The 12693-nt window shown below is 48.8% G+C and carries 14 protein-coding genes and 1 tRNA gene; 10 read left to right on the forward strand and 5 right to left on the reverse strand.

Features of this window, described 5'->3' with window-relative positions:
- Positions 1-173: 173 nt before the first annotated feature.
- The 3 genes from ppnN to CIK78_RS11565 all read left to right on the forward strand — a co-directional run bounded on the left by ppnN (position 174) and on the right by CIK78_RS11565 (position 2687).
- A complete protein-coding gene (gene ppnN / locus CIK78_RS11555) occupies positions 174-1556 on the forward strand; it encodes a nucleotide 5'-monophosphate nucleosidase PpnN (RefSeq protein WP_096280179.1) in 1383 nt (460 codons plus the stop codon).
- Positions 1557-1642: 86 nt separating this feature from the next.
- Positions 1643-2374, forward strand: a complete 732-nt coding sequence (locus CIK78_RS11560; protein ID WP_096280181.1) for a sulfite exporter TauE/SafE family protein — start codon at positions 1643-1645, stop codon at positions 2372-2374.
- A 112-nt stretch (positions 2375-2486) separates the two neighbouring features.
- Entirely contained in the window at positions 2487-2687 is a 201-nt protein-coding gene (locus CIK78_RS11565) for a hypothetical protein (RefSeq protein WP_096280183.1), read from the forward strand.
- 86 nt (positions 2688-2773) lie between these two features.
- Here the strand turns inward: CIK78_RS11565 and CIK78_RS11570 are convergent, their stop codons facing one another.
- On the reverse strand, positions 2774-3607 hold the full coding sequence (locus tag CIK78_RS11570; protein ID WP_318781605.1) for a DUF6694 family lipoprotein: 834 nt from the start codon (positions 3605-3607) through the stop codon (positions 2774-2776).
- A gap of 209 nt (positions 3608-3816) precedes the next feature.
- Positions 3817-4986 (reverse strand): globin domain-containing protein, encoded by a 1170-nt coding sequence (locus CIK78_RS11575; RefSeq protein ID WP_096280185.1) that lies wholly within the window; start codon positions 4984-4986, stop codon positions 3817-3819.
- A gap of 149 nt (positions 4987-5135) precedes the next feature.
- Here CIK78_RS11575 and CIK78_RS11580 point away from each other — a divergent pair, with 149 nt between their 5' ends.
- Positions 5136-5585 (forward strand): Rrf2 family transcriptional regulator, encoded by a 450-nt coding sequence (locus tag CIK78_RS11580; RefSeq protein WP_096280187.1) that lies wholly within the window; start codon positions 5136-5138, stop codon positions 5583-5585.
- A 95-nt stretch (positions 5586-5680) separates the two neighbouring features.
- On the opposite strand, the gene CIK78_RS11585 is transcribed toward CIK78_RS11580, so the two are convergent.
- The 3 genes from CIK78_RS11585 to CIK78_RS11595 form a co-directional block, all read right to left on the reverse strand.
- Positions 5681-5757 (reverse strand) — tRNA-Pro (locus CIK78_RS11585).
- Between the two features lie 133 nt (positions 5758-5890).
- Entirely contained in the window at positions 5891-6709 is an 819-nt protein-coding gene (locus CIK78_RS11590) for an inositol monophosphatase family protein (RefSeq protein ID WP_096280189.1), read from the reverse strand.
- Positions 6710-6875: 166 nt separating this feature from the next.
- The gene (locus CIK78_RS11595) at positions 6876-7358 is read right to left on the reverse strand and encodes a pilin (RefSeq protein WP_217990285.1); all 483 of its coding nucleotides are present in this window, start codon (positions 7356-7358) and stop codon (positions 6876-6878) included.
- A 226-nt stretch (positions 7359-7584) separates the two neighbouring features.
- Between CIK78_RS11595 and pilB the strand changes: the two genes are divergently transcribed.
- From pilB to CIK78_RS11625, 6 genes are read left to right on the forward strand one after another with little or no spacing between them, the layout of a single operon-like run.
- Positions 7585-9351 (forward strand): type IV-A pilus assembly ATPase PilB, encoded by a 1767-nt coding sequence (gene pilB / locus CIK78_RS11600; protein ID WP_096280193.1) that lies wholly within the window; start codon positions 7585-7587, stop codon positions 9349-9351.
- A gap of 3 nt (positions 9352-9354) precedes the next feature.
- Positions 9355-10587, forward strand: coding sequence for a type II secretion system F family protein (locus CIK78_RS11605; RefSeq protein ID WP_096280195.1), 1233 nt, complete (start codon positions 9355-9357; stop codon positions 10585-10587).
- Positions 10588-10620: 33 nt separating this feature from the next.
- A complete protein-coding gene (locus CIK78_RS11610) occupies positions 10621-11466 on the forward strand; it encodes an A24 family peptidase (protein ID WP_096280197.1) in 846 nt (281 codons plus the stop codon).
- Between the two features lie 52 nt (positions 11467-11518).
- Positions 11519-12124, forward strand: a complete 606-nt coding sequence (gene coaE / locus CIK78_RS11615; protein WP_096280199.1) for a dephospho-CoA kinase — start codon at positions 11519-11521, stop codon at positions 12122-12124.
- A 33-nt stretch (positions 12125-12157) separates the two neighbouring features.
- Complete coding sequence (yacG, locus tag CIK78_RS11620; protein WP_096280201.1) at positions 12158-12391, forward strand: DNA gyrase inhibitor YacG; 234 nt, start codon at positions 12158-12160, stop codon at positions 12389-12391.
- Between the two features lie 46 nt (positions 12392-12437).
- Positions 12438-12683 carry a hypothetical protein gene (locus CIK78_RS11625; RefSeq protein ID WP_225734410.1) on the forward strand — a complete coding sequence of 82 codons (246 nt, stop codon included), beginning with the start codon at positions 12438-12440 and terminating at the stop codon, positions 12681-12683.
- Positions 12684-12693 lie beyond the last annotated feature (10 nt).

Below are 12693 nucleotides of genomic sequence, written 5' to 3' on the forward strand. Positions count from 1 at the left end.
TATAAAACGGCCTTTACGAAACAGTCTTACTAAGCAAAAGGCTCTTTAGTCGCCATCACTTTATAACGCTTATAATAGCACAGCTGCGATACGCTCCCGTTGCGCTGTACCCACTGCTTGAGCGTGATAGTATGCATAAAGCAGTTATCAAACGATCATGGACAGCCTCACTAATGACCGCAAACGTTCAACCTCGCGCGACCCTTTCGAGCATCATTTCCCCCGAGGGAAGCCTCGAAGTACTTTCTCAACATGAAGTAAATCGACTCCATAGCACGTCTCAAAACGGTCTGCATGACCTGCTAAGACGCTGTGCACTGGCAGTGCTGAATTGCGGTAACCCCACCGACGATAGCCTCGCTATTTTAGAAGCCTACAAAGATTTCGATATTGAGGTATTGCAACAAGATCGCGGCATTCGCCTAAAACTGACTAACGCACCAGCAGAAGCATTTGTCGACGGCCGCATGATTCGTGGCATTCGTGAACATCTTTCGTCGATCATTCGCGATATTGTGTACGTTTATAATGAGATTCAGCACCATGACCGCTTTGACCTAAGTACAGGGGAAGGCACCACTAATGCGGTTTTTCATATCCTGCGCAAAGCAGGCACGCTGAAGCCCGGTCGTGACCCAAGTCTCGTCGTCTGCTGGGGCGGCCACTCCATTTCACGGGAAGAGTACGAATACACTAAAGATGTCGGTTACCACCTAGGCCTACGCGATTTAGATATTTGTACCGGCTGCGGGCCTGGCGCCATGAAAGGGCCAATGAAAGGCGCGAACGTCGCCCATGCGAAACAGCGACGCAAAGAAGGCCGTTATTTAGGCATTTCAGAGCCCGGCATAATCGCGGCCGAAGCGCCTAACCCTATCGTCAATGAATTAGTCGTTATGCCGGATATTGAAAAGCGCTTAGAGGCCTTTGTGCGTTTAGGGCATGGCATCATCGTTTTCCCTGGCGGCGTGGGTACCGCAGAGGAGATTCTCTATTTGCTAGGCATTTTGCTGCATCCCAGCAACAAAGACATTCCTTTCCCGTTAATTTTTAGCGGCCCTGCTGATTCGGCAGCCTACTTCCAAAAAATAGACGAGTTTTTAGTCTATACCCTTGGCGAAGATATTCGTCGCTACTACACCATCATTACCGGTGATCCGGTAGCCGTTGCGCGTAGCATGCGTCAAGGTATCGATGAGATCGCTGAATTCCGGCGCGCGCATCAGGACGCTTTCTACTACAACTGGCGCCTGACGATTGCACGTGACTTTCAAGCGCCCTTTGAACCGACCCATGAAGCAATGCGCGCTCTGGCACTGCATCGCCAACAGCCTACTCACGAGCTGGCGGCTAATCTCCGCCGCGCTTTTTCAGGGATTGTCGCTGGCAACGTAAAAGAACCCGGTATTCGTGCAATTAAAGCCCATGGCCCCTTCGAGCTGACGGCTGAACCTGAGTTGATGCACCGCCTAGATGAGCTATTAACCTCCTTCGTCGCTCAGGGCCGTATGAAACTTGATGGGCAGCCCTACACGCCCTGCTATGTGTTGAAATAGCCGAACGTGTAATCAAATTGCCGCCTACTCACCATTCAGCCGCCTAGGTAAGGCGGCTGACTTTTTAGCAATCACCGGACCCGCCCATGCTAATTGCGTTTATTACGTTGTTGATTGCTGGAATCGTCAAAGGCGCGATAGGGTCAGGTGTCCCGGTTATTGTCGTACCTATTCTCACGATGCTTTACGACGTGCAGCTCGCTATCGCGATTCTGATTGCACCTAACCTGTTTAGTAACGCCTTACAGATATGGCAATACCGTCATGATTTATTGCCACTGCGCTTTTTAGCCGTTTTTTCTATCGCCGGCGGCCTGGGCATCCTATTGGGAACTTGGGGGCTCGTAATATTATCGCCCGACATGCTGTCACTCGGCGTGGCTTGTGCGATTGTCTTGTATCTGGTTATTAAATTAACCAGGCGCCATTTTACGCTCTCTTTTGAAACGGCTAAACGCGTGGTTATTCCTGCAGGGCTAATGGCAGGTATTCTTCAAGGAGCAGCAGGCATGTCGGCACCGGCTTCGGTGACTTTTCTTAATGCGATGCAGCTCGAACGACGCGTATTTATTGGTTCAATATCGGTTTTCTTTGTTGCGATTACCAGCGTTCAAATGCCGGCACTCATTGCCACTGGCATTCTCACATGGGAGCGCTTCCTGCTCAGCATGGCCGCCTTGATGGTGTTGCTAATTACCATGCCGTTTGGCGCAAGCTTAGGCAAACGTCTACCTCACCGCTGGTTCGACAACCTTATCATGCTGCTTCTTGCCACCATCGCATGCAAAATTTTTGTAGATACCTTGTTCATCCGATAGTACCAACGCTGGGCATTCAGGCATGCAGGGGAACCAATTTATAAAAATCAGCCCTAACGTAATGACTTAAAGAGCGTACGACTCACTCATTAACTGCTGAAAGGAATTCACAATGCCGATGATTGACCAACTTAATAGTGGCAAAACGAAAGACTTCGCAAAACATTGCTATGAAAGCAGCTCGACAGACAAACTTCGTAATGCTGTTGAAGGCCAGCCAGATCAAGCAGAAATGGCCCATTGGGGTCTTAGCGAAGGTGAATGGAAAGAGGCAATGGCCGCAGCGTTAGCGGATCAAATGGAAGGAAAGTAACGACGCCGTGTAGGCCCTAACCAATCAAAAAAAGCGCTACCGGTCAACCGATAGCGCTTTTTTACGTTGTGGCATTTTTTCAGTCGCTACTTTTCTGAGGATGCCATGGCATCTCCATATTGATCGCGTAAACGCGCTAGCCTGTCTATTTCACTAGCCGTCAAATCGGATGAATCCCACAGTGCCTGATCGTCTTGACCGCGCACGCCTTCCACACTAATCGTTAGCGTCGCGCTTTCAGGAATCTCCACGTTTCCCCATGGCCCAAACCGGTTGGGTGCAAGGCTTAGCGACTGAGTCTCCCCCGCCTCAATGCCACCGGCAATGATGTAATAGAAGGTTTCATCGACCCAGGGCGTTTCCCGGCCTGGACTCATCACAACGCCCCTCAGGGCAAGCTGCGATAAGGCCTGGGCGGTGCCATTGGTCATTTTAAGATCAATAACCGGTTCGGGAGCGCCATAAGGACTCTCGCTGATATAAAATCGAGCTTCATCAATGCTAAAACGCGCTAGCTGCTCTTTATCGCTTGCTGCTTTCGCCTGCTTTTCTTGAAGGCGGGACAATGTTCGAATGGCCTGCTCGCGTTCTCTTGAGCGCCGCTCTCGCAGTATCTCGTCAGCACGCTTAATGACTTCGTCTCCCGTTAGCCCATGCATTTGAGCATTAGCCAACTCGGCAATCTCAGCGGCATTCATACGTTGCGGATTAAGAATATCGATGCCATCAAAGGTCGCGGTAGCAATGATGATCAGCGCTTTATCAAAATCGTTTCGTTTATAAACAGGCAGTGATTCACGCACGTTTTCGACTGAAACGACTGACGCTGGCATGGAGCTAGTATCGATTTTTGGATCTGAGCAACCAGCTATCACCAACAACGATAGTGATATGGCAGACAGCCTGATAAGGCTCCACATACAATCACCTCAAAACAGCAGATAAAATTGCTGAGGAGCTTAACGGAAAGCGCTACCTACCACTACCCCTTGGCTTTTTTTAGTGAGCCCTTTGCATACTCAAAATAATAGGATTTCTGTTCGATTCAAACTCTCCGCCATGGATTTTTCGGCCCTAGCTCAAAGAAGAGGCTTAACTAGGCTGGCCTCACCTGAATAACATTTGTTATTTAAACCGTATTTAACGCTTCAGCCGGTCCAAAGTGTTCAAAATGGCGCATTGATGCCGGCACACCTAACCGCTCCAACTCGCGATTGACCAGCACCATAAAGGCATGAGGACCAACAAAATAGCAGCGGGCCTCTGGCGTCAAATAATTTGCTAGCAACGCATCGTCGATTCGACCTTGATGATCACCACCCGCCTGATTTTCGTAAATAGTTACCGTATTTAGTTGCTCAGGGTAGGACGTGCGCAGCACGGCCAGAGCATCGCCGAACGCGTGATGTTCAATATCTAATGCGGCATGCAAATAGGTGACGTTTCTGCCTAACTTAAGCGCCTGCTTGGCAATTGGCAGCAAGGGCGTTTGACCAACGCCGCCGCTAATCAGCAGCAGCGGCTCGTTATCACCGGCCAATATCAACTCACCGGCGGGAGGCAGCAGCTCAATAGTGTCGCCGATGCTCAACTGGTCATGAAAGTGTCGACTTGCAACACCATGGTCTTCGCGTTTGATGGAAAGCCGGTAAGAGCGGCCATTGGGTACATCTGAAAGGCTGTAATGCCGATAAACCGACTCCCCGTTGATAAACAGCTTCACACCAATATACTGCCCTGGTAGATGGACAGCGACTTCTTTACCGTCTTCAGGTTCTAGAATGAATGAACGAATGACGCTGCTTTCCTGCTTGGTTTGCGCAATCCGAAAACGGCGCGTGCCACGCCAGCCCCCGGGCTGCTGTTCAAAGGTGTTATAGCGCTGTTTTTCCATGTCTATCAGGACATCAGCCAGCTCCTGATACAGCCCACTCCACGCATCGGCTATTTCAGGCGTAACGGCATCCCCAAGCACCTCGCCAATGGCCGCCATTAAGCACTCACCGACAATAGGATACTGATCCGGCTGAATGTCCAAGGCGACATGTTTATTGACCACTATTTCTAAGGTTTCACGCGCTTTCTGGGGCGATTGGCGCAGTTGAACATAGGCCAATATCATGCCTGCTAGCGCGCGAGGCTGGCCGCCATTTTTTTGATGTGTCGAGTTAAATAATGGCTTGACCTGAGGATAGCGCTCAAACATAAGCGGATATAAACGCTGAGCAATGGCGTTGAGATGCTCAGCCACTACAGGAGCAGTCATTTGAATAATGTCTTCTTGCGCAGGAGTCAACATAAGCACCTCATAAGATATATTTTAAATACACCTTTAAGATACCAAGCTTTCCTCATGGCGTAAATCATGGCGTAAACATATCGTGAATATCGTTTCAGCATGCCTTTGCACGCCGTACAATGGAGTTTTTCTTGCGCTGATGGCTTTCTATGCACCTAACTCGCTATACCGATTACTCAATTCGCGTACTGCTATATCTCGCGGTTAAGGGCGAAGAACGGTCGACGATCAAAGAAATAGCTGAGACATTTTTCATTTCAAGCAATCATCTAATGAAAATTGTCCAGGAGCTCAATCAAAAGGGATATCTCACCGCGATACGCGGTAAAAAGGGCGGGCTGCTGCTTTGCCGGCAGCCAGAAACAATTTCTTTAGGGGCGTTGATTCGCGACACTGAAAGCGAGATGGCGCTGGTCGAGTGTTTTCGTGACGATAACAGCTGTGTAATCACGCCCTCATGCCGATTGAGGCCGATATTAGCGGAAGCGCTATCGGCATTTCTTAGCGTATTAGATCAATATACTCTTGCCGACTTATTGCAAGATCGCTCTCAGCTTGCAACGCTGATGCGGATTCCTGTATTCACTATTAGTGAATAGCTAATGGCTGGCCTGATGGACTAGCGGACCACACGAAACACTCAGACAAAAAAACGCCGCTCGGTTTTAACCTAAGCGGCGTTTTTCAACATATTTGGTCGGAGCGACAGGATTCGAACCTGCGACCTTTGCAACCCCATTGCAACGCGCTACCAAGCTGCGCCACGCTCCGCTGTCTTTGTTGGCCTTTACATCTTTGCCTCAAGACGGTGCGTATACTAGCCGGTTCGTGAACAAATGAAAAGACCTTATAGCGTTTCTTTTCAAGTATTTGTCACGCCCCACTGTTACCTTTCATACCCTCTTCACTCGCGTTGATCAGCTTCAAGCAGAAGATACGCCATGGCGTCATACACACCAGGCGCAGCCACGAGCAAATGCTCTGAGTAGAGATCAGCTGGCACCGCTGACGGCACTTCGTATAAGTGCCCTACTCGTGCGCCCGCCTCTCGTGCTATTACCCATCCTGCAACAAAATCCCAGGGCGAAACACTTTCGTAATAGGCATCTAAGCGTCCACAGGCAACATCGCATAAATCTAGCGCGGCCGCGCCATTGCGACGAAGATCTTGGCAGTGCATTAATACTGCTTCTAAACGTTTTAGCAGCTGTTTACGCGATTCATGACGATACGGAAAGCCTGTACCCACCAAGCTATGCATCAGCGAATCTGCATTGCTCGGCTGAATGGGTTGACCATTACAAAAAGCCCCTCCACCTTCCACAGCACTAAAGGTTTCGCCTAAAAATGGCGCATGAACAACGCCCACTTTGGCAATACCCTCTTCCAGCCATCCTATCGATACGGCGACGTGACGCAATCCCTGCGAGAAATTGACCGTGCCATCGATAGGGTCAACAACCCAAAGATGTGATGCTTCCACATGCACAGCGCTTTCTGGAGCGAGTTCTTCACTCATTCGTGCTTCGCTTGGAAAGTGCTCCTCTAACCGCTTACTAATAAGTTGATCAACGGCAACATCAACATCCGTTACCAGTTCATTGTCTTTTTTCATCCGCCGTGAAAAACCTTGTTGCTCACGAGCGCGAACAATCATCTGGCCTGCTTCTTCAGCAATGGAAATGGCGATTTTGAGCCGCGACGATAGCGTGTGGTCAGTCATTGAATCTCCTATTTAGGATGACTAATGGATATAACTACACACCATAAGCTGACAAGGGATAATTTTCGAGTCGCATTAGCTTTTAATGAATATATTTAGCGCGGACTAGCCCCTCTTATCTGAGCGTAACGTTATACCCATTGTTGTTAATCCTTCATTCAAAAATTCAACGACATTCAGAAGGCAAAAATTTAGGATCGATCTCGTTGTCACCACCCACTCTGCACTCCCAATTAATACCCTCACCACCTTCCCCATTAGGATCAAAAACTAGCGTGCCACCTGCTAAATCACTAACAACCGACGTATCTTGCATTGTGATTACTGTTACGCCCGACTCACCTGGAGAAACATCAATACTTGCAACATACCTGCCCGAGAGCTGGTCTGGCGCAGAGAGCCCTGCTTGCTCATTATCATCAGGAAATGCACCGTGCGTTATATGGTACTCAGAAATAGCTGCTTTTACAGGCGACATTAAACTCAAGGCCTCACCCACCTGCGCACGCCCTACATAGTTCTGATACTGGGGCACCGCGAAGGACGCCAAAACCCCAATAATAGCCACAACGATCATCAGTTCGATCAGCGTGAAGCCGCGCTGATTACTGCACCGGAGTACACGCATTTCTCTTAATGATAATGGCACAGTTAAGCTCCTGATATTTCTCAATAAAATTAAATATAAAGCTAATTATAATGAATTATAAAAATTAAAAATAGCTCACTTTATTTAATATTACAAGCTAGAAACAACTGATAATTAATTTAAAACCACCCTATTATTATCATCAAAAATCGCGCTAAGCTGGCAGACTAAGCTGCCCAATAAAGATACAAGCATTCGTTTATGCCTATCTAACATAGGTCTTCAGATGAGTCAGTCCTATATTAAGCCTACGGTAAGCCATCCTATGCCTAACGCTGACGCTTTTAATACTAAACGCCGCCTTGTCCATCATGGGCTATTGACGGAATCACAAGCAGACGCGGTGGAAATAGAGGAAAACAATCTAAAAATATTTTATTTTCAGCATGTTATTGATAGCGGGCTGGTTAAAACTGTCGAAGCAGCGGTAATAGTGGGCTATGAGCATAGGCTTCCTATCATCAATCTTGATGACGTTAATATTAATAGCTTACCACCACCATCTGAATACCCAGCTAAGCTACTGCAGCGCCTTCAAGCTTTGCCATTGTCGCGCCATGGCCATCATTTAATCGTGGCGGTCGCTTATCCATTGACATTGACAACGCTGGATGAACTGCAAATAGCCACGGGACTTAATGTTGAATGCATACTCGCACCTGCAGATCAAATCTCTGCATCTCTTAATCGCTATTTTTGTTTAGATGAGCATGAAGATGACACGCTAAATAAACTGGATACTATTGATGCAGCTATTAACGACTTAAACACATTGGCTAGGCAGCACATGGATCACGCAAGGCCCCTAGAAAAGTCCTTTCAGGACAGTGATGATGCGCCCGTCGTAAGATTTGTTAATAACATCGTGTCGGATGCGGTTCGTCGTGGCGCGTCCGACATTCATTTTGAGCCCTATGAAACACTTTATCGCGTACGCTTTCGCATAGACGGACTGCTCGTTGAAGTTGCACAGCCTCCGCTAGCATTGTGCAAAAGGATTGCTGCTCGTTTAAAAGTCATGGCGCGCTTAGACATCTCAGAACGACGGCTGCCGCAGGACGGCTCACTAAAACTCAATATGTCGCGCACGCGCGCTCTCGACTTCAGGATTAATTCGCTGCCAACGGTTTATGGTGAAAAGATAGTGCTTCGAATTCTAGATCCCAACACCGCCCAGCTAAGCATCGAACAGCTAGGCTTTACCGATGAACAGCGTGATCACTATCAGCAAGCGTTAAGTCAGCCTCAAGGAATGATCCTAGTAACAGGGCCTACCGGTAGTGGTAAAACCGTTTCGCTCTATACCGGTATTAATATTCTCAATAAAGTTGAGCGCAATATTTGTACCGCAGAAGACCCTGTTGAAATCAAGGTGCCCGGTATCAACCAGGTAAGCGTGCTACCAAAAATAGGCCTTGATTTTGCAAGCTCCCTACGGGCATTTTTGCGCCAAGATCCGGACGTAATCATGGTCGGTGAAATTCGAGATCTTGAAACAGCTGATATTGCTGTCAAAGCAGCGCAGACAGGCCACTTGGTGCTCTCGACTGTACACACTAACTCAGCTGCTGAAACGCTCACCCGCCTTGCTCAAATGGGCATTTCATCATTTAACATCGCTAGCGCCGTGAAACTCATCCTTGCCCAGCGCTTGGCGCGCAAACTTTGCCCACATTGCAAAGAGCCTGCGGAAATTCCTCATGAAATATTACGTAAACAAGGCTTCTGTGATGACGAAATTCTTCACTCGACTATCTACAAAGCTGCCAGCTGCAGCCACTGCACGCAAGGTTATAAAGGTCGTATCGGACTTTATGAAGTGGTGCCTATCACCGATGCCATTCGCCAGCTAATACTGCGTGATGCTAACGCGCTGGATATCGATCAACAGGCCCGTCGAGAAGGCTTTCTCAGCCTTCATCGCAACGGCTTATTAAAAGTAATGCAGGGTGTTACTAGCCTTGAAGAGATCCACCGAGTGAGCAAGGAGTAAGGCATGGCCAACACGACACACCTGCGCCCAACTCGTGCCATTAAGCTTTCGCGCTGGAAATGGATCGGCAAAGGGCCTCAAGATAGGTCATTAAGTGGTGAAATGATAGGACGCAATAAGGCTGAAATAGCCGCAGCATTGCGCAAGCAAGATATCGTTATCAGGCGCATCAGCAAGAAAAGCAACGTAGTCGGCAGTAGCCGCATTAACGCTAGTGACATCACGCTATTTGCTCGCCAGATGGCAACAATGATTCGAGCGGGCATTCCCTTACTGCAAGCGCTTCAAGTGGTCACTGAAAGCTTGAAGAAACCTGTTATGGTGGCCGTCATGCAACGGCTGATGATTGATATTTCGTCAGGCTCTAGCTTTTCTGACGCCTTAGCCCATCATCCAAAACACTTTGATCGGCTGTTTGTTAACTTAATAAATGCAGGTGAACAATCTGGTGCGCTGGATCAAATGCTCGATCGTGTTGCCACCTATAAGGAAAAAGTGGCGTCGTTGAAAGCGCGTGTTAAAAAAGCGCTGTGGTATCCCTGCACTGTTTTGACGATTGGCACTGCAGTGACCATGCTGCTGTTAATTAAAGTTGTGCCCGAGTTCGAGGCTATGTTTCAGAATTTTGGCGCGGAGCTACCGGCACTAACGCAGATGACAGTGAATTTGTCCGAGCTTGCTCAGCGCTACTGGCTCGCAGTGCTGGCCGTAACGGGTATCGCTGTACTGCTACTCAAAATAAGCATTCAGCGTTCCCCAAGAGTTACCTATCGCATGCATACAGTGCTGCTTCACTTACCCGTGATAGGCGATATTGCACATAAATCCGCTCTGGCGCGCTTTTCACGCACTTTAGCAACGACGTTCGCGTCTGGCATCCCCCTGGTCGAGGGTCTAGATATAAGCGCCGGAGCCACAGGCAGTAAGGTGTATGAGCGTGCGGTGCTACAAACACGTCGGGATGTCGCCACCGGGCATCCGTTACATTTCTCTATGCGCATGACAAACTGCTTTCCATCTATTGCTATTCAAATGGTAGGGGTCGGGGAAGAGGCTGGCTCATTAGACGCCATGCTTAATCGCATCGCCGATTATTATGAAGAAGAAGTAGATAATAAAGTCGATGCGCTAACATCGCTCATGGAGCCCATTATCATTGTTATATTAGGTGTTGTGGTAGGTGGCGTTGTGGTCTCGATGTATTTACCTATCTTCGAGTTGGGCTCTGCTCTCTAATGTTTCTATCATTTCAAAATGCTAAGGAGCGACATGTACCATCCTTCACTTATTGTATGGCTACTGACTTTAATGGTTGGGCTGTGCTTGGGTAGTTTTCTCAACGTCGTGATTACACGCCTGCCAGTAATATTAATGCGCCATTGGCGCAGCGAGGCTCGTGCAGCTCTTGAACTAGAGGAAGAACAATCAACGCGCTTTAACTTAGCAACACCTGGCTCTATGTGTCCACGCTGTGAAACCCCTATTGCTTGGCACGACAATCTGCCTATTATCAGCTGGATAAAGCGTCGTGGGCGCTGCGCCGAATGTAAAATCGGCATTAGCTTACAATATCCCTTAGTGGAAATAGCCGGCGGCCTGCTAGCCATAGCCGTGTTATCGCTTCACGGACTAAACGCACAATCAGCATTTATCTATGCCGCCTGCCTGATGCTGCTGGCGCTCGCCGTGATCGACTTTCGCACTCAGCTATTACCCGATGTAATCACCATCCCCTTACTATGGGCAGGTTTGCTGTTCCAGCTCATCTTCCAACCCTTTATGCTCTCGAATGCCATCATTGGCGCAATGGCAGGTTACTTAATCCTGTGGAGCTTTTATTGGCTATTCAAACTGATCACTGGTAAAGAAGGTATGGGCTTTGGCGACTTCAAACTACTCGCGGCACTTGGCGCTTGGCTGGGATGGAGCTTTTTACCACTATTGCTAATCCTTTCCGCAGGGCTTGGAGCTGTTGTAGGGCTCATTGCACAAGCCTGTTTGCCACATCTGCGTGGGAAGCCACTCCCCTTCGGCCCATTCCTAGCGCTCGCGGGCTGGGTAGCATTGTTAGTCGGTGATGAGCTTATGTCGCTATATGTCAGTATGATTATTTAACACTTAGTCATTTAAAACTTAGCCATTTGACACTTCACTATATGAGGCACTAATGATTATCGGATTAACCGGGGGGATTGGATCAGGTAAGTCTACCGTTGCTCGTGCCTTCGAAACGTTTGGCGCCGCCTGGATTGATGCCGACGATGTTGCTAGAGAAGTCGTTGCCGCCGGGGAGCCCGCGCTGATCGCTATTAAAAATCGCTTTGGTGATCGTATCATTTGCCAAGATGATGGCACGCTCAATCGCGCCGTTTTACGTGACATTGTATTTAAAGACCCAGAACAACGACAGTGGCTAGAATCAGTCACGCACCCCAAAATACGCGAGCGTATTCTAGAGCACTTGAAGCGGCTTAAATCCCAGGGCGCGCCGTATGTTCTGCTAGTGTCACCGCTACTGTTTGAATCGGGTCAAAGCGAGCTGGTCGGCCGCTGCATCGTTGTTGATGTGCCCCAAGCGCTGCAACTATCCAGGACGCTAATGCGAGATGGGGTGAGTGAAAGCCAGGTGCGTGCTATTCTCGCGGCCCAACTTACACGCGACCAACGGCTGGCAAAGGCAGATGATGTGATTGATAACAGTGGTGACCACGCGAGCATGAGAAAGCAAGTGGCACGACTTGATGCATCCTACCGACAGCTGCTTAACTGCTGATCCATCGCATTTGTTACCGCAAACGGAGTTTTTATGGCTAGCCCTGCAAATGATTCCCCACTCGAGGTTAACTGCCCACAGTGCGCCAAGCCCGTTCAGTGGCTACCAGAAAGTACGTATCGCCCTTTCTGCAGCAAGCGCTGTCAGCTGTTAGATTTAGGCGCCTGGGCCGACGAATCACACCGTATATCAGGTGAATCGGCGATGGATGAAGCTGATATCGAAACACTGTTAGCGCAAGCGGATAAAGATGCGCCCCTTTCTTAGACAAAAACGTCAATCAAAGCGGCCTTAGCGAGCCACGTGACTAAACATGACTACCAATAAACCAGGATCATCGTCGCCCGCCGCCTATCAACTGCTGCTCAAACTAGAGCAGCAGTTTGACTATTTGCTCGCCACCATAGATACCGCTGCCTCGCTATACGAGCAACAATCACCGGCGACCTGGGTCTTTCATCAAACGACGCCTTCGCATCACTGGCTGCGGGAAGCACTGTTCGATATGTGGCATGAGCAGGATCAAGATGGCCGTAAGCGCGCCACTAACCACATCTAGCTAAGCATTT

This window comes from Halomonas sp. JB37 (assembly GCF_002332255.1).
GTDB lineage: Bacteria > Pseudomonadota > Gammaproteobacteria > Pseudomonadales > Halomonadaceae > Vreelandella > Vreelandella casei.